Source organism: Paracoccus fontiphilus (genome assembly GCF_017356265.1).
GTDB lineage: Bacteria > Pseudomonadota > Alphaproteobacteria > Rhodobacterales > Rhodobacteraceae > Paracoccus > Paracoccus fontiphilus.
On record NZ_JAFNAW010000029.1, the window covers coordinates 27318 to 43273 of the forward strand.

The 15956-nt window shown below is 67.2% G+C and carries 17 protein-coding genes; 5 read left to right on the forward strand and 12 right to left on the reverse strand.

Annotated elements, in window-relative coordinates:
- The first annotated feature begins 19 nt into the window (after positions 1 to 19).
- The gene (locus J0F76_RS11565; protein WP_207469566.1) at positions 20 to 619 is read left to right on the forward strand and encodes a TetR/AcrR family transcriptional regulator; all 600 of its coding nucleotides are present in this window, start codon (positions 20 to 22) and stop codon (positions 617 to 619) included.
- Between the two features lie 350 nt (positions 620 to 969).
- Here J0F76_RS11565 and J0F76_RS11570 read toward each other — a convergent pair whose 3' ends face one another.
- The 12 genes from J0F76_RS11570 to J0F76_RS11625 all read right to left on the reverse strand — a co-directional run bounded on the left by J0F76_RS11570 (position 970) and on the right by J0F76_RS11625 (position 11696).
- Positions 970 to 1416: a hypothetical protein gene (locus J0F76_RS11570; RefSeq protein ID WP_207469568.1), complete on the reverse strand. Its 447-nt coding sequence runs from the start codon at positions 1414 to 1416 to the stop codon at positions 970 to 972.
- A 121-nt stretch (positions 1417 to 1537) separates the two neighbouring features.
- Positions 1538 to 2152, reverse strand: a complete 615-nt coding sequence (locus tag J0F76_RS11575; protein ID WP_207469600.1) for an acyltransferase — start codon at positions 2150 to 2152, stop codon at positions 1538 to 1540.
- Positions 2152 to 4215, reverse strand: a complete 2064-nt coding sequence (gene paaZ / locus J0F76_RS11580; protein ID WP_207469569.1) for a phenylacetic acid degradation bifunctional protein PaaZ — start codon at positions 4213 to 4215, stop codon at positions 2152 to 2154. Before paaZ ends, J0F76_RS11575 begins: the two co-directional genes overlap by 1 nt.
- Positions 4216 to 4246: 31 nt before the next feature.
- Complete coding sequence (locus tag J0F76_RS11585) at positions 4247 to 4999, reverse strand: Phenylacetic acid catabolic protein (RefSeq protein WP_207469570.1); 753 nt, start codon at positions 4997 to 4999, stop codon at positions 4247 to 4249.
- Positions 5000 to 5006: 7 nt separating this feature from the next.
- Positions 5007 to 6080: a 1,2-phenylacetyl-CoA epoxidase subunit PaaE gene (gene paaE, locus J0F76_RS11590; RefSeq protein ID WP_207469571.1), complete on the reverse strand. Its 1074-nt coding sequence runs from the start codon at positions 6078 to 6080 to the stop codon at positions 5007 to 5009.
- Between the two features lie 26 nt (positions 6081 to 6106).
- The gene (paaD, locus tag J0F76_RS11595) at positions 6107 to 6628 is read right to left on the reverse strand and encodes a 1,2-phenylacetyl-CoA epoxidase subunit PaaD (RefSeq protein ID WP_207469573.1); all 522 of its coding nucleotides are present in this window, start codon (positions 6626 to 6628) and stop codon (positions 6107 to 6109) included.
- A 4-nt stretch (positions 6629 to 6632) separates the two neighbouring features.
- Positions 6633 to 7484 (reverse strand): 1,2-phenylacetyl-CoA epoxidase subunit PaaC, encoded by an 852-nt coding sequence (gene paaC, locus J0F76_RS11600; RefSeq protein WP_207469576.1) that lies wholly within the window; start codon positions 7482 to 7484, stop codon positions 6633 to 6635.
- Complete coding sequence (paaB, locus tag J0F76_RS11605) at positions 7484 to 7768, reverse strand: 1,2-phenylacetyl-CoA epoxidase subunit PaaB (RefSeq protein ID WP_207469577.1); 285 nt, start codon at positions 7766 to 7768, stop codon at positions 7484 to 7486. The genes paaC and paaB overlap by 1 nt, the downstream gene beginning before the upstream one ends.
- A 54-nt stretch (positions 7769 to 7822) precedes the next feature.
- The gene (paaA, locus tag J0F76_RS11610) at positions 7823 to 8821 is read right to left on the reverse strand and encodes a 1,2-phenylacetyl-CoA epoxidase subunit PaaA (RefSeq protein ID WP_207469578.1); all 999 of its coding nucleotides are present in this window, start codon (positions 8819 to 8821) and stop codon (positions 7823 to 7825) included.
- 12 nt (positions 8822 to 8833) lie between these two features.
- Entirely contained in the window at positions 8834 to 10039 is a 1206-nt protein-coding gene (pcaF, locus tag J0F76_RS11615; RefSeq protein WP_207469580.1) for a 3-oxoadipyl-CoA thiolase, read from the reverse strand.
- A gap of 124 nt (positions 10040 to 10163) precedes the next feature.
- A complete protein-coding gene (locus J0F76_RS11620; RefSeq protein WP_207469582.1) occupies positions 10164 to 10997 on the reverse strand; it encodes a PaaX family transcriptional regulator C-terminal domain-containing protein in 834 nt (277 codons plus the stop codon).
- A gap of 63 nt (positions 10998 to 11060) precedes the next feature.
- The gene (locus J0F76_RS11625; protein WP_207469584.1) at positions 11061 to 11696 is read right to left on the reverse strand and encodes a GntR family transcriptional regulator; all 636 of its coding nucleotides are present in this window, start codon (positions 11694 to 11696) and stop codon (positions 11061 to 11063) included.
- A 68-nt stretch (positions 11697 to 11764) separates the two neighbouring features.
- On the opposite strand from J0F76_RS11625, the gene J0F76_RS11630 reads away from it, so the two are divergent.
- From J0F76_RS11630 to J0F76_RS11645, 4 genes are all read left to right on the forward strand, one after another.
- Positions 11765 to 12763, forward strand: a complete 999-nt coding sequence (locus J0F76_RS11630) for a bile acid:sodium symporter family protein (RefSeq protein ID WP_207469586.1) — start codon at positions 11765 to 11767, stop codon at positions 12761 to 12763.
- Positions 12764 to 12801: 38 nt separating this feature from the next.
- Positions 12802 to 13503, forward strand: a complete 702-nt coding sequence (locus J0F76_RS11635) for a FadR/GntR family transcriptional regulator (RefSeq protein ID WP_207469588.1) — start codon at positions 12802 to 12804, stop codon at positions 13501 to 13503.
- Positions 13504 to 13623: 120 nt separating this feature from the next.
- Positions 13624 to 15093 (forward strand): amino acid permease, encoded by a 1470-nt coding sequence (locus tag J0F76_RS11640; protein ID WP_207469590.1) that lies wholly within the window; start codon positions 13624 to 13626, stop codon positions 15091 to 15093.
- A partial coding sequence (locus J0F76_RS11645) for an asparaginase domain-containing protein (RefSeq protein ID WP_207469592.1) occupies positions 15093 to 15956 on the forward strand: 864 nt, incomplete at its 3' end. The genes J0F76_RS11640 and J0F76_RS11645, both read left to right, overlap by 1 nt.

The following is a 15956-nucleotide window of genomic DNA, read 5'->3' on the forward strand; positions in this document are numbered from 1 at the left end:
GACGCAAGGATAGAACGCCATGGCCAGGACGCGGGCACAGGATTTCGAGGAAAAGCAGCGCAGCATCCTGGATCATGCGGCGCTGGTCTTTGCCGAACAGGGGATGGACAAGGCCTCGATGGCGCAGATCGCCCAGCAGGCCCAGGTCAGCAAGGCGCTGCTCTACCACTATTATCCCAGCAAGGACGCGCTGATCTTCGCGATCATCATGACGCATCTGGAGGAACTGCAGGACGCCATCGAGGCGGCGGACGACGCCTCCCTGCCGCCCCACCGGCGCTTGCGCAGCCTGGTCGGCGCGGTCCTGGAGGGCTATCGCGGGGCCGACAACCAGCACAAGGTCCAGTTGAACGCCACGGCCGCGCTGACGGACGACCAGAAGGCGCGGATCATGGCGGTGGAACGCGGCATCGTGAAGCGGTTCTCGGCGGTGCTGGACCAGATCAATCCCGACCTGAAGGACAAGGACCGCCCGCTGCTGATGCCCGTCACCATGTCGCTGTTCGGGATGATGAACTGGGTCTACATGTGGTTCAAGGATGGCGGTCGGATCAGCCGAGAGGATTACGCCGATGTCGCGACAACGCTGATCCTGGAGGGGATCAAGGCTGTGCGATAGCGCACAGCCGCCGGAGAGGCTTACGAACCGAGGACGTCTCTATTATTCCGGAACAATGGAAAAGAACTGCGTGCTTGATGCCCTGTCCGCTTGGCCCGGAAACCCGGTTTGACGCCTTTCGCCTGCTAGGTCGGGCCGGGGTCGGGGGACTGGCACCGGAGAGATCGGAAACCGTGTGACCGGCCTCTCCACGGCCCCTTGTTCAAGGAGGACGGGCAGACGATCATCGACGCCCGGGGAAACCGCATCGGTTGAGAATGCGGCCCCTTTCCTCGGGACTGCAGGAACCCCTGCTGCCACCTTTCACCGATCCGGGCGAATAGATCACGTGGCCTGCGGCCGTCGCGCCGTCAGTTCGAGAAGGCGTTGATCAGGTTGATGACCGCCAGGATTTTCCGCGTATTGCTGTCCACGCGGTAGATGCTGCTTTCATCGCGATAGTAGTCCCATCCGCCCCCGGGCTCGAGGTCATAGCGGCGGGGATCGCGGATGATGGCATAGTCGCCATGGTCCAGGATGTCGCCGACGCGGCGGCGGTCATGGTGCGAATGCTTGCGCACCTGGCCGGGCGGGACGCAGGATGGGTCTTTCCTGGCAAGGCCCAGAGGGCAATGGGCGACATGGACGATGCGGTCGCGGCGGCCGTCCCGGCGCACGTCGCGGTGATCGCGTGGCTCGGCATGGCGCGGTTGGCCCTTGCCGTTGCCCTTGTCGTGACCCGGTTCGGCTGCCGCCGGTGTTGCGCCGATCATGGCGAAGATCAATCCCGCTGCCGGTGCTATGGATACACGTTTCATTCCCATTCTCCTGAGAGAATGGACTAGATCTTAATACGCAAACTGCTGTAATATAAATAAAAAAATCTTTGATTGGCGGCAAGGCGCCAGTGTAGCGCCATGGGGCGTGCAGGCACGCACCCTACGGCGCAAACCCCTTCCGCGCCATGACCAGCGGATCATACCTCGGCGCCTCGGCCCGCCGCCGATCCACCTCAACCTCGGTCAGCGCCATGGCGGGGACCAGCTTCGCCTTTGCCTCGACCGCAAGCTGCTGATAGACGCCGGTGCCCTGCCGCTTCCAGGCGATCTCGTCCGCCGAGAGTTCCCGCACCACCTTCGCGGGTGAGCCGACCGCCAGCGAATTTGGCGGAATCCGCGCGCCGGCCTTCACGAAGGCCATGGCGGCGATGATGGAGTTTTCGCCCACGACAGCCTCGTCCATGACCACGGCGTTCATGCCGACCATGGCGTTGCGGCCGATATGGCAGCCGTGCAGGACCGCGCCATGGCCGATATGGCCGGATTCCTCAACCACGACATCCTTGCCGGGAAAGCTGTGGACCACGCAGTTTTCCTGCACGTTCGAGCCTGCGTGCAGGATGATGCGCCCGAAATCTCCGCGCAGGACGGCGCAGGGGCCGACATAGACGCCGGGACCCACGATCACGTCGCCGATCACCACGGCCTCGGGGTGGACGAAGGCCGATGGGTCGATCACCGGCACGATGCCGTCCCAGGAATAGACCCTGGCCATCACGCCACCGGAGGCCAAGTCTTGGCGACCATGGTCAGCACGTCGTATTGCGCGACCACGGCGCCGTCCTGGTTCGTCACCTGGCAGTCCCAGCGGACCTCTCCGTGGCCGGCGTTTTCGCGCGGGTTGATCTCCTTGCAGGTCAGGCGGACCTGAAGGGTATCGCCGAAATAGACCGGGGTCAGGAAGCGCAGATTGTCCACGCCATAGTTCGCAAGAACCGGGCCGGGGTTCGGTTCCACGAACAGCCCCGCCGCGAAGCTGGCGATCAGGTAGCCATGGGCCACGCGGTCATCGAAGAACGGGTTGGCCTTGGCGGCCTCGCTGTCCATGTGGGCGTAGAAGGTGTCGCCGGTGAAATGGGCGAAATGCTCGACATCCTCCTGCGTCACCTTGCGGGCCGTCGTCACCAACTGGTCGCCGATGCGCAGGTCCGCCAGCGACTTGCGGAAGGGATGGGTGCCATGCTGCGTATCGGCGCCCTCGATCCAGCGGCCCGTCACCGCCGACAGCAGGCGCGGCGTGCCTTGGACGGCGGTGCGCTGCATGAAATGCTTGACGCCGCGGATGCCGCCCATCTCCTCGCCGCCGCCCGCGCGGCCGGGGCCGCCATGGACCAGCGGCGCCAGGGGCGAGCCGTGCCCGGTGGACGTCTTGGCCGAGGCGCGGTTGCCGATCAGCACCCGCCCATGGAACGGCGCGACCCCCAACACCACGCGTTCGGCCACGTCCTTGTCGTCGGTGAAGACCGAGGACACCAGCGAGCCGCGACCCCGCGCGGCCAAGGCCACCGCCTCGTCCAGGTCGTCATAGGCCATGACGGTGGAAACCGGTCCGAAGGCCTCGCAATCATGCACGGCATCGGCTTGGAAGGGCTTGTCGGCGTAAAGCAGGACGGGGTTCAGGAAGGCGCCCTTTTCGGCATCGCCGGACCCGATGCGCACGTCATCGGGGTTGCCCGCGACGATCTCGGCCACCGCCTGCAACTCGCGGATGCGCGCCCGCACCTCGTCCCGCTGCCCCAGGCTGGCGAGCGGACCCATGCGCGTGCCCTCGTCCCCCGGCATCCCCAGGGCGGTCTTGTCCAGCCGGTCGCGCAAGGCGGCGATCAGCGCGTCCACCTGTCCGCGCGGGGCGATGACGCGGCGGATGGCGGTGCATTTCTGGCCCGCCTTCGAGGTCATTTCCCGCGCGACTTCCTTCACGAACAGGTCGAACTCGGGCGTTCCCGCCACGGCGTCAGGGCCAAGGGTGGTGGCGTTCAGGCTGTCGGCCTCCATCGTGAAGCGGACGGAATGCTGCACGATGGCGGCATGGGTCTTCAGCTTGCGGCCGGTGTGGGCCGAGCCGGTAAAGGTCACGGCATCCTGTTCGGTGACGTGGTCCAGCAGGTCGCCCACCGATCCGCAGACCAGTTGCAGCGCGCCGTCCGGCAGGATGCCGGTTTCCACGATGCGCCGGACGACCAGTTCGGTCAGGTAGGCCGTCTGGCTGGCGGGCTTCACCAGGCAGGGAACCCCCGCCAGCAGCGTCGGCGCGATCTTTTCCAGCATCCCCCAGACCGGGAAGTTGAAGGCGTTGATGTGGATCGCCACGCCATGCAGCGGCGTCAGGATATGCTGGGCGCTGAAGCTGTTGTCTTTCGACAGCGGCTCCACGTTGCCATCCGTCAGGACTCGGGCGTTGGGCAGCTCGCGCCGGCCCTTGGAGGCGAAGGTCAGCATGGTGCCGATGCCGCCTTCGATATCGACCCAGCCGTCAGGCCGGGTCGCGCCGGTGTGCAGGCTTTCGGCGTAGAAGTCTTCCTTCTGCGCCATCAGCGCCAGGCCAAGCGCCTTGAGCATCCCGGCGCGTTCGTGGAAGGTCATGGCCCGCAGCCTTGGCCCGGCCTTGCTGCGGCCGTAGTCAAGCGCCGCCGCGAAGTCGATGCCGGTCGAATCGATGGTTGCCACCGGATCGCCGGTGGCGGCGTCCAGAAGGGTCTGCCCTTCTTTCGCGCCGGGCACCCATTCCCCGCAGACATGGCTTTCCAGGCGGCGCGGGGCGCGAAGCGTGATGGTCATGGCAGTTCCTTTATCGTCAATGGCGTGCGGGTCAGAGACCCAGGGCGGCCAGATGTTCGTTGGTCAGCTTTTCCCAGCGGGCCAGCAGCGTCTCGTTCGGGGTACGGCGGATGCCGAACCGCGCCTGCGTGTCATGGCGGGCCGAGTTGGCGACGCCAAAGCCCGCCGCCACGCGGGGGCGCCAATAGGCGATGCTTTGCTGCGCCTCGGCCCGTCCTTCATCGGTTTCGACGATCCGTGCCAGCCCCTCCCGCCCCAGTTCGGCATGGCGCGCCTCGCGCGGGGCGATGTTGCGGAAGACCTCGGCCAGGGGGGCATAGGAGACGCGGGTCAGTTCCGCCATCTGCACGCCGGTCGCCAGCCCTTGCAGCACGTTCATCACCACGGCGTCGATCCATCCGGTGATCGGATAGTGGAACACCGACAGGCGCATGTCGCCTTCGCGGCGCGTGGTCCCCAGGTCGCTGTCGCGATCCACGCGGGCGGCCCAGTCGTGCTGCGACTGATAGCGGCGCGTATCGGTGCCGAAATCGCCCATGACCGCCAGAACGCGTTCCGCATGATCGGCCTTTTCCAGCGTGATCCGGCTGGCGGCGATCCGTTCCTTGATGCCCGGCGCGAAGTTGATCGACGCGGCAAAGCCTGCCGAGGCCGCCAGTTCGCTGTCCACGAAGGACGACATCAGCCGCATCAGCTCTCCGCGATAGCGGGCTGGCACGTTGCCCGGCGCGGTCAGGACGCCGCCCTGGGCCAGATAGTCCTCGATGTTCATGGTGTCGGACATGGCATCCTCACTCGTCATAGGTGACGACCACGCGGTCAGTCAGCGGATAGGACTGGCAGGACAGCACGTAACCGGCGCGAACCTCGTAGTCTTCCAGCGCGTGGTTCACGGCCATTTCCACTTCGCCTTCCAGCACCTTGCAGCGGCAGGTGGAACAGACGCCCGCCTTGCAGGAATAGGGCGCGTCGAGGTTGGCGGCGATGGCGGCGTCCAGGATGGTCTGGCCCTCGCGCGGCATGGAAAAGCTGCGGGTGGCGCCGTCCAGCGTCACGGTGGCCTGCGTGCCCTCGCCTGCCTCGGTCGCCTTTGACACGGGGCGGGCCTTGGCGCGCCCCGGCTGGCCGCTGGCGAACAGTTCGAAGCGGATCTGGTCGTCGCGCAGCCCATGGTCGCGCAAGCCCTGCGCTACGGTCAGCATCATCGGTTCCGGCCCGCAGATGAAGGCGGCATCGACCGACTTGGCGTCGATCCAGCGGTCGAACAGCGCGGTCATCTTTTCCGCGTCGATGCGGCCGGTGAACAGGTCGATCTCCTGCGCCTCGCTCTCCAGCACATGCAGGACCGAGAAGCGGCCGAGGTGCAGGTTCTTCAGATCCTCCAGTTCCTCGCGGAACATGATGCTGCTGATCTGGCGGTTGGCATAGACCAGGGTGAAGCGCGACTTCGGCTCGCGCCGCAAGACCGTCTTGACGATGGACAGGACCGGCGTGATCCCCGACCCGGCGGCGAACCCGACATAGTGCCGCGCGGCTTCCGGATCGAGCGGCAGCGAGAACTTGCCCATGGGCGGCATCGCCTCGATGGTGTCGCCCGCCGCCAGGTTCTCGTTCACCCAGGTAGAAAAGGCTCCGCCATCGACGCGCTTGATGCCCACCTGCAAACAGCCGTCATCGACGCCCGCGCAGATGGAATAGGACCGGCGCAATTCCTCGCCATCGAAATCGCGGCGGAAGGTCAGGTACTGGCCTTGGGTGAAGTCGAACTGCGCGCGATCCTCGTCGCGGGGCATGAGCGTCACGACGACCGCATCGCGGGTTTCGCGGCGCACATCGGTGACCTTCAGGGGCAGAAAGCGTGCCATTGGGGTGTCTTTCCTTGGGCGTGCAGTCAGATGCACTTGAAATAGTCGAAGGGTTCCAGGCAGTCGGTGCAGCGATAGCTGGCCTTGCACGGGGTCGAGCCGAACTGGCTGACCTTTTGCGTATGGGTCGATCCACAGCGCGGGCACTGGATGGTCAGGTTGTTGCCCATCAGGCGCGACACCCGGCCCGCCAGGACGCCGTCCGCCGCCGTGCCGTCCACCGGGGGCGCGATGCCGTAGGCGCGCAGCTTCTCGCGGCCCTCGGGGGTGATCCAGTCGGTCGTCCAGGCGGGGGCAAGCTGGCGCTTGAGTTCCAGCTTCTCGATCCCGTGGCTGCGCAGGGCGGTCTCGATGTCCAGGTTGATGATGCTGGTCGCGGGGCAGCCGGAATAGGTGGGCGTGACCGTGACCACCAGCGTGTCGCCCTGCCATTGCACGTCGCGGATGATGCCCAGGTCGGTCAGGCTGATGACCGGGATTTCCGGGTCCGGCACCTGCGACAGCCATTCCCAGATCCGGTCCGTTGGGGGCAGCGTCGTGGTTGCCATGACATCACCACTTGGCGCCTGGATAGGCGCGCTGAAGGAACTGCATCTCGGCCAGGATATAGCCCAGGTGTTCGGTGTGGATGCCCTTTTTCCCGCCCTTGTGCTGCCATGCGCCTGTCGGGGCAGCCAGCGTCGCCTCGTCCAGGACCGCCGCGACGGTCTTTTCCCAAGCCGCTTGCAGCGACGACGGCAGCGGCGCGATTCTGGCATCGGACATGGCCTGATCGACGGCATCGTCCAGGAACATCTCGCCGGTATAGGACCACAGCTTCGTCAGCGCGGCTTGCATCCGGGCGCGGCTCTCGTCCGTGCCGTCGCCCAGCCGGATCACCAGATCGGCGGAGCGTTCGAGGTGATAGGCCACTTCCTTCTCGGCCTTGGCGGCGATCTCGGCCACGCGGGGGTCCGAGGATGCCTTCAGCGCCCGCAGCATCTCGATATGGAAGGCGTCGAACAGGAACTGGCGCATCAGCGTGACCCCGAAGTCGCCGTTGGGCAGTTCCACCAGCAGCAGGTTGCGGAACGCGCCAGCGTCGCGCAGGTAGGCCAGCGCGTCGGCGTCGCGGCCCTTGCCCTCGATGTCAGCGGCAAGGCCCAGCCACAACTGGCACTGGCCGATCAGGTCCAGCGCCTGGTTGGCAAGGGCGATGTCTTCCTCCAGTGCCGGGGCGTGGCCGCACCATTCGGACACGCGGTGGCCCAAGATCAGGCAGTTGTCGCCCATCCGCTGCAGGAATTCCACGAATTCGGGCTGCCCGGCGTCTGGGGCGGGCACCGCCACGTGGCCGCTGTCGGCCAGGGCCTGACCGGCAAGCGCGGTCAGGTTCGGGGTGGTCATGTCGGGAAGGGACGGCATCACATGTGCCCTATCTCGTCGGGGATGTCGTAGAAGGTCGGGTGGCGATAGACCTTGCTGTTCGACGGATCATAAAGCGGCCCTTTTTCCGACGGCGAGGACGCTGTGATGTCGTTCGACCGGACCACCCAGATCGACACGCCCTCGTTACGGCGGGTATAGACGTCGCGGGCGTTGCGGATCGCCATCTCGGCGTCGGGGGCGTGCAGGCTGCCGACATGGCGATGGTTGAGGCCGTGCTGGCCCCGGATGAAGATTTCCCAAAGCGGCCATTCGCTGGACATGATGCTTCCTCCCAAAAGCTGCGGGGACGTGGCTGGGTGGGCAGGGGTGCCCGGTTATTCGGCGGCGTGGCGGGCGGCGCGGGCGCGGTCCTCGGCCTTGGCGGCATGGGCCATCAGCCCCTCGCGGAACCAGGCGCCGTCCTCCCAGGCCTTGACGCGGGCGCCCAGGCGTTCGGCGTTGCAGGGGCCGTTGCCGGCGATGACGGCGAAGAATTCCGACCAGTCGGGTTCGCTGAAATCGTAGCCGCCCTTGTCCTCGTTCCATTTCAGGTCCGGGTCGGGGACGGTCAGGCCAAGGTATTCGGCCTGCGGCACGGTCTGGTCCACGAACTTCTGGCGCAGCTCGTCATTGGTGTTCATCTTGATCTTCCACGCCATCGACTGCGCGGAATGAACCGAGTCCTTGTCCGACGGCCCGAACATCATCAGCGCCGGATACCAGAAGCGGTTGAGCGCGTCCTGCGCCATCGCCTTCTGTTCCGGCGTGCCCGCGCACATCTTCATCATGATGTCGTAGCCCTGCCGCTGGTGGAACGACTCCTCCTTGCAGATGCGGATCATCGCGCGGCTGTAGGGGCCGTAACTGGTGCGCTGCAGCGGAACCTGGTTCATGATCGCCGCGCCGTCGACCAACCAGCCGACCGCGCCCATGTCGGCCCAAGTCAGGGTCGGATAGTTGAAGATCGACGAATACTTCATGTTGCCGCTATGCAGCTTTTCCAGAAGCTCGTCACGCGACACGCCCAGCGTCTCGGCGGCGCAATACAGGTAAAGGCCGTGGCCCGCCTCGTCCTGGACCTTGGCCAGCAGGATCGCCTTGCGTTCCAGCGTGGGGGCGCGGGTGATCCAGTTCCCCTCGGGAAGCTGGCCCACGATCTCGCTATGGGCGTGCTGCCCGATCTGGCGGATCAGCGTCTTGCGATAGCCCTCGGGCATCCATTCCTTCGGCTCGATCTTCTCGTTCCGGTCGATGCGGTCCTGGAAGGCGATCTCCTCGGGCGTCATCTCGTCGCGGGATTTCGACCCTTCGGATTTGACCAGCTGTGCATACATGGCAGTTCCTCCTCAGACGCGTTCGATGATGATGGCAATGCCCTGGCCCACGCCCACGCACATGGTGCAAAGGGCGTATTTCCCGCCGGTGCGGTGCAGCTGATACATCGCGGTGGTCACAAGCCGGGCGCCGGACATGCCCAGCGGATGCCCGATGGCAATGGCCCCGCCATTCGGGTTCACGCGCGGATCGTCGTCGGCAAGGCCAAGGTCACGAAGCACGGCCAGCCCCTGTGCGGCAAAGGCTTCGTTCAATTCTATCACATCCATGGCGTTCAGCGACAGGCCCGCGCGTGCCAGGACCTTGCGCACGGCAGGCACCGGGCCGATGCCCATGACGCGCGGTTCCACGCCCGCCGCCGCCATGGCGATGATGCGCGCCCTGGGGGTCAGGCCCTGGGCGCGGGCCGCGTCCTCGGACAGGATCGCAAGCGCGGCCGCGCCGTCGTTCACGCCGGACGCATTGCCCGCCGTCACCGTCAGATCGGGGCCGTTGACGCCCTTCAGCTTGGCCAGGGTCTCGACCGTGGTGCCGGGGCGAGGATGTTCGTCGGTGTCGACCGTGACGTGGTCGCCCTTCTTCTGCGGGACATGCACCGGGATGATCTCGTCGCGGAAAACACCGGCCGCTTGGGCGGCAGCCCAGCGTTCCTGCGACCGCGCGGCAAAGGCGTCCTGGTCGGCGCGGCTGATGCCGTAATCGGCGGCCACATTGTCGGCGGTTTCCGGCATCGAGTCGGTGCCATGGGCCTTGCGCAGCGCATGGTTCGGGAAGCGCCAGCCGATGGTGGTGTCGTAGACGACGTTCGACCGCGAGAAGGCGGTTTCCGCCTTGGGCATCACGAACGGCGCGCGGGTCATGCTTTCGACGCCGCCCGCGACCATGAAGTCGCAATCGCCCGCCCGGATCGCGCGGGCCGCCATGCCGATGGCGTCCATGCCCGATCCGCAGAGTCGGTTGACCGTGGTGCCTGGCACGCCGATCGGCATTCCGGCCAGCAGCACGGCCATGCGGGCCACGTTGCGGTTGTCCTCGCCCGCCTGGTTGGCGCAGCCCAGGATCACGTCGTCCACGGCGGACCAGTCCGCGCCGGGGTTGCGCGCCATCAGCGCCTGCAAGGGCAGGGCCGCCAGATCGTCGGCACGGATCGTCGCAAGTGCCCCGCCGTAACGGCCGACCGGCGTGCGGATCGCGTCGCAGATGAAGGCTTCGGACATGCAAGACCCCACAAGAATTTTCAGGATGAGGCCGATGATTCTCCCAATTCATCGACCGATTGGTCAGCTTATAACAGGCGACACATTACATCGCCAAGAGAAATGTGCATGACGCTGTAATGTTTCAAGCCAGCGCCTTCAGGCGCGCCTCGGTCCTGGGAGTGGCCCGGGGCAGGGGGCCGCCCTCGCCCTCCATCACCTGGGCGATATGCGGTTCCGCTAGGGGGGTCAGGGCGGAATACAGGCTGCGGAACAGGGCCTGCGCCTCGGTTCCCGGCCAGTCGGAGGGCAGGGCCTCGGGTGGCAGTCCGGGATCGCGCAGCAGCACGCCGCGATACAGGTGGACCAGCAGCAGGCGGGCGATCAGCGCGTCCCCGGGCGGCAGGGCCGGGCCCCCGGCCAGCGGACCGAAACGTTCGAGCACCATGCGATAGCCATGGGCAAGCGCGGCCAGGTCCCAGAACTCGGCCAGTCTTGGCAACTGGTCCAGCCCCCCGGCGGGAACCGCGCGCAGGACCAGCCCGCCCGTATCCGGCAACTCGCCCCGTGCCGGACAAAGCCACATATCGCCCCCGATGCGCGCCATGCGGTGGCGGCGGGCCAGATCCTCGGGCATGTCTGGGTGCAGCATCACCAGCCATTCGCCCGAGGGCGCGGGACGTGCGTAAAGCAGCCGTGCCGCGCCGGCGAATTCCGTGCGCGCGGCGGGGGCCAGGCGGTAGAAGCTGCGCCGCCCCACCCGCTCGCCTTCCAGCCGTCCCGCCGCGACCAGGCGGGACACGGCCGTGCGGACCAGGTTCTCGCTGATGCCGATGCGGGCGCAGATCGCGATCAGGCTGCCGATCCACAGCACCTCGCCGCGCGGCACCACCACGTCGCCATAGACCGTGACGATGAACGACCCCGCCGTGATCGGAAGATCGGCCGTCAGACGGGGGATCAGGTCGGTCTGGCTCATCGGCGCGTCCGGTCGTGGTTCCGCCTTGGGCCTAGGGGCAGGGCGGGCCGATGTCAAACGCGGTCAGCCGGACCGGTCGCGCGTCATGAACAGGACCTCGCGCGCGTCGGCGCGCAGGTGGCCCCGCATGATCGTGGCGGCCAAGCCCTCGTTGCGGTCCTGGATCGCCTCGACCAGGGCGCGGTGTTCCTCGATCGAGCGCTGGCGGCGGCTGGCATGGCCCAGCCGCGTGCGCCAGTCCGCCGACAGTTGCTGGCGCAATTCGCGGGCCACGCGCGCCAGTTCGGGGTTCCTGGTCATCCGGCAGATCCGCTCGTGCAGGTCCAGGGACATCTGCGCATAGGCTTCGGAATCGGCCTCTTCCAGCCGCGCCACCAGATCCTCGAGCGCGAGAAGATCGCCCGCAGGCGCCCGGCGTGCCGCAAGTCCGGCGCACAGGGCCTGGATCTCACCCAGCGCCTCGAAGCGGTTCAGCAGGATGGCAGGGTCGGGAGACATCACCTCGACCAGGGTGGCGGACCGGCGCTGGGCCAGGCCGCGGGCGCAGATCTCGGCCAGGACATCGCGCGCGGCCGCTTCGGACAGGCCCAGCAGCGACGCCACGCCGGCGGCATCCAGGCGGGTGCCGGGGGGCACGTCGCCCTTCAGGATCGCATCGCCGATCCGGTCGGCAAGCCGCATTGCATCAAAGGCCTTCATCAGCCTCTTGGATTGCAGGGACGGCACTTATACAAGCTGGCAAAAAGCGACAATCCTAGGAATTTTCCATGTCCCTGCGCAGGGCCGAGGCCGTGCTGGCCCGTTTCGGTTTCGACCGCTACATGCTGCTTCTGGTGCTGACGGTGGTGCTGGCGTCCGTGCTGCCCGCGCGGGGGGCCATGGCCGCCGGCCTGTCGCATGTGACCTATTGGGTCATCGCGCTGCTGTTCTTCCTGTATGGCGCCAAGCTGACCACGGCGACGATCCTGGCGGGGCTGGCGAACTGGCGGCTGCAACTGTCGGTGCTGGCGCTGACGTTCCTGTTGTTCCCGCTGCTTGCCCTTGCGCTGAAGCCCTTGTCGATGCTGTGGTTGCCCTCTGCCGTCGGCATCGGTTTTCTTTACATCGGCTGCATGCCCTCGACGGTGCAAAGCTCGATCGCGTTCACCGCCGTGTCGCAGGGCAACGTGGCGGCCGCCATCTGCGCGGCCTCGATCTCCAACCTCATCGGGGTGGTGCTGTCGCCGCTGTTGTTCGCGCTGCTGATCCCGCAAGGGTCCGGCTACGGGATCGACCCCTCGGCCATCTGGAAGATCGTCCAGCAGATCCTGCTTCCGTTCGCGGTCGGGCAACTGTGCAGGCCCTTGCTGTCGGGCCTGCTGAACCGATACCGGACCCCCACGATGATCGTGGATCGCGGGTCGATCCTGCTGATCGTCTATTCGGCCTTCTCGGCGGGGGTGGTCAACGGCATCTGGCAGGTGATCTCGGTCCCGTCGCTGGCGGTGCTGGTGGCGTTGTGCCTGATCCTGCTGGCGGCGGTGCTGGCGGCCGCCCTCCTGATCGGGCGGACAGCGCGCATGCCCCATGCCGACCTGATGGCGGTGCTGTATTGCGGATCGACCAAAAGCCTTGCGACCGGCCTGCCCATGGCGGGCATCCTGTTCGCGGGCCAGGACATGTCGCTGATAATCCTGCCCTTGATGCTGTTCCACCTGTTGCAACTGGGCGTTTGCGCGATCATCTCGCAGCGGATGGCGGGCCGGCTGGATCTGCGCCCCGCGTGACGATTGACAGTCCGCCGCCCCGTGCCGATCCTTTCCGGATGAGCGATGTCGATGCTTGGCTGACCGGCCCCGCGCCGCTGGACCGCAAGAGCGCGGCCCAGCAGGTGTTCGAATCCCTGCGCGACCTGATCCGGTCGGGCCGCCTGTCCCCCGGAACCCGCCTGCCGTCCGAGGCGCAGATGGCCGCGCGCTATGCCGTCAGCCGCCCCGTGATCCGCGAGGCCCTGCGGTCGCTGAACGCCCTGGGCCTGACCCGGACCCGCACCGGCAGCGGCACCTTCGTGCTGCAGGCGGAAGGCGACCTGCGGTTCGGCGGCTATTCCGCAGCCGACTTGGCCGAGGCGAGGCCCTGCGTCGAGATCCCCGCCGCAGGCTGGGCCGCCCGTCGCCGCGACGACGCCGAACTGGCCGGGCTGCTGGCCCTGTGCGACCGCATGGACACCGAGGAAGACCCCGAGGCCTGGACGCAATTGGACAGCGATTTCCACGGCCTGATCGCCCGAACCTCGAAGAACGGGGTCTTTGCCAAGCTTGTCGGCGACATGCGCGACGCCTTGCGCGGGCAGTCGGGATTGCTGAACCTGCTGGGGCCGCGCCGCAGCGCCTCGAACCGAGAGCATCGCGCCATCGTCGAGGCCATCGCCAGAGGCAGCGAGGCGGACGCCCGCGCCGCGATGGAAACCCATCTGCGCAATGTCGAGGCTACGCTGGCGCAGATCGCCGCCGACAGGGCCGGCTGACGTCACCAGGGGCTGACGATTTTTCTTGACCAGCCGGCTGCCGGGTCTTTATGGCGCGCAAATCTGTATGACAGCCTGACGGGCTGATGGTCCTTGTCCCCGGGCTCGAGAAGGAAATCCATGCTGCACACGCCACCCACGAACCCTGCCGAAGGCCACGTCTATGCCGAGGAGGAAGCGGGCTTCCACAAGGCGCTAAAGCCCCGCCAGATCCAGATGATCGCCATCGGCGGCGCCATCGGCACCGGGTTGTTCCTGGGCGCGGGCGGCCGCCTTGCCGCCGCCGGGCCGGCCCTTGTGCTGGTCTATGCCCTCTGCGGCTTTTTCGCCTTCCTGGTCCTGCGCGCCCTGGGCGAGCTGATCATGCACCGCCCAACGTCCGGGTCCTTCGTGTCCTATGCCCGAGAGTTCTATGGCGAGAAGCTGGCCTTCGCGGCGGGCTGGATGTACTGGCTGAACTGGGCCATGACCTCGGTCGCGGATGTCACTGCCGTCGCGCTTTACATGAACTTCTTCAAGGCCTACGTGCCGATGCTGCAAGGTATCGACCAGTGGGTCTTCGCGCTGATCGCGCTGATCGTGGTGCTGGCCATGAACATGCTGTCGGTCAAGGTCTTCGGAGAGCTGGAGTTCTGGTTCAGCCTGATCAAGGTGCTGGCGCTGCTGACCTTTCTGGTCGTCGGCATCTGGTTCGTCGTCACCGGCACCCCCATCGAGGGCCACGTGCCGGGTCTGGCGACCATCACAAAATTCGGCGGCATGTTCCCGGGCGGCATCCTGCCCGCGCTGATCGTGATCCAGGGCGTCGTCTTCGCCTATGCCTCGATCGAGCTGATCGGGACCACGGCGGGCGAGACCGCCGACCCGCGCACCGTCATGCCCAAGGCGATCCGCACGGTCGTCTTCCGGCTGGTGGTCTTCTACGTGGGTTCGGTCCTGCTATTGTCGCTGCTGCTGCCCTATACGGCCTATCAGGGCGGGGTCAGCCCCTTTGTCACCTTCTTTGGCAAGATCGGGGTCGAGGGCGCGGACATCATCATGAACCTGGTGGTGCTGACCGCCGTGCTGTCGTCGCTGAACGCGGGGCTGTATTCCACGGGCCGCATCCTCCATTCCATGGCGGTGTCGGGATCGGCGCCCGCCGCCCTGGCCCGGATGAACAGGCAGGGCGTGCCCTATGGCGGCATCGCCGTGACGGCCGCGGTGACGGTGCTTGGCGTCATCATGAACGCCTATGTCCCGGCCGAGGCCTTCGAGATCGCGCTGAACGTCGCGGCCCTTGGCATCATCACCGCCTGGGGCACGATCATCCTTTGCCAGTTGAAGCTGTGGCACCTGTCGCGCCAGGGCATCCTGCCGCGCCCGGATTTTCGCATGTTCGGCGCGCCCTGGACGGGCGTTCTGACGCTGGCCTTCCTGGCGGGCGTCGTGGTGCTGATGGCCTTCGATTATCCGGTCGGCACCTGGACCGTCGCCTCGCTGGTGGTGATCGTCCCGGCGCTGGTCCTGGGATGGTTCCTGGCGCGCGACCGGATCGGCGCCGTCGCCGCGCAGCACGGGCTGGATCGCGGCGGGTTGGACCTGCGCTGATGGAACCGCTGATCGCCGTCATCGCCACGGGCGGGACCATCGCCAGCCGGACGAATGCCGACGGTTCCAGTACGCCCGGCTTGGACGGGCAGGCGCTGCTGGCCCGGCTTGGCCACCTGCCGCCGGTCCGGTTGAGGCCGGTGGACCTGTTCGCGCGCGACTCCTCGACCCTGACGCTGGCGGACATGCAGGCGGTCAGCGACGCGGTCGGGGCGGAACTGTCCGCCGGGGCGGCGGGCGTCGTGATCCTGCACGGCACCGACGCAATGGAGGAAACGGCGCTTCTGGTCTCGCTTCAGCATCCGGGCGCGTCGGTGGTGCTGACCGGCGCGCAGTTCACCGACGACCATCCGCAGGCCGACGGTCCCGCGAACATGGCCGCCGCCATCCGTGCGGTTCTGGACGGTGGCGGGGTCCGGCTGGCCTTCGGCGGGCGCGTGCTGCCGGCTTGGGGGCTGGTCAAGCATGCCACCGACAGCGCCGACGCCTTCCGGCTGGCCTGCGACGTCGCCGCGCCGGACATGAGGCTGGCCGCCCCTGTCGGCGGCATCCGCGTCGACGTCGTGGCGATCCATCCCGGTGCCGACGCGGTCCATCTCGACGCGAGCCTTGCCGCCGGGGCGCAGGGGATCGTGCTGGCGGCGCTGGGGTCCGGGAACGCTACGCCCGCGATCGCCCAGGCCGTGGCGCGCTGCACGGCGGCGGGGGTGCCGGTCGTCGTGTCCAGCCGTGTGCCCATGGGACGGCTGGCGGCCAGCTATGGCGGCGGCGGCGGCGGGCATGACCTGGCGCGCGCCGGGGCGGTGCTGTCGGCGGTGCTGCGCCCCGGACAGGCGCGCGTGCTGCTGGCGGCGCTGATCGCG

Bases quoted from the DNA above. Each gene is read 5' to 3' on its own strand.
- J0F76_RS11585 (WP_207469570.1), bottom strand. From the start codon at position 4,999: ATGTCCGACACCATGAACATCGAGGACTATCTGGCCCAGGGCGGCGTC.
- J0F76_RS11575 (WP_207469600.1), bottom strand. From the start codon at position 2,152: ATGGCCAGGGTCTATTCCTGGGACGGCATCGTGCCGGTGATCGACCCA.
- J0F76_RS11620 (WP_207469582.1), bottom strand. From the start codon at position 10,997: ATGAGCCAGACCGACCTGATCCCCCGTCTGACGGCCGATCTTCCGATC.
- pcaF (WP_207469580.1), bottom strand. From the start codon at position 10,039: ATGTCCGAAGCCTTCATCTGCGACGCGATCCGCACGCCGGTCGGCCGT.
- paaZ (WP_207469569.1), bottom strand. From the start codon at position 4,215: ATGACCATCACGCTTCGCGCCCCGCGCCGCCTGGAAAGCCATGTCTGC.
- paaA (WP_207469578.1), bottom strand. From the start codon at position 8,821: ATGTATGCACAGCTGGTCAAATCCGAAGGGTCGAAATCCCGCGACGAG.
- J0F76_RS11625 (WP_207469584.1), bottom strand. From the start codon at position 11,696: ATGAAGGCCTTTGATGCAATGCGGCTTGCCGACCGGATCGGCGATGCG.
- J0F76_RS11630 (WP_207469586.1), top strand. From the start codon at position 11,765: ATGTCCCTGCGCAGGGCCGAGGCCGTGCTGGCCCGTTTCGGTTTCGAC.
- J0F76_RS11635 (WP_207469588.1), top strand. From the start codon at position 12,802: ATGAGCGATGTCGATGCTTGGCTGACCGGCCCCGCGCCGCTGGACCGC.
- paaD (WP_207469573.1), bottom strand. From the start codon at position 6,628: ATGGCAACCACGACGCTGCCCCCAACGGACCGGATCTGGGAATGGCTG.
- J0F76_RS11570 (WP_207469568.1), bottom strand. From the start codon at position 1,416: ATGAAACGTGTATCCATAGCACCGGCAGCGGGATTGATCTTCGCCATG.
- paaB (WP_207469577.1), bottom strand. From the start codon at position 7,768: ATGTCCAGCGAATGGCCGCTTTGGGAAATCTTCATCCGGGGCCAGCAC.
- paaC (WP_207469576.1), bottom strand. From the start codon at position 7,484: ATGCCGTCCCTTCCCGACATGACCACCCCGAACCTGACCGCGCTTGCC.
- paaE (WP_207469571.1), bottom strand. From the start codon at position 6,080: ATGGCACGCTTTCTGCCCCTGAAGGTCACCGATGTGCGCCGCGAAACC.
- J0F76_RS11640 (WP_207469590.1), top strand. From the start codon at position 13,624: ATGCTGCACACGCCACCCACGAACCCTGCCGAAGGCCACGTCTATGCC.
- J0F76_RS11565 (WP_207469566.1), top strand. From the start codon at position 20: ATGGCCAGGACGCGGGCACAGGATTTCGAGGAAAAGCAGCGCAGCATC.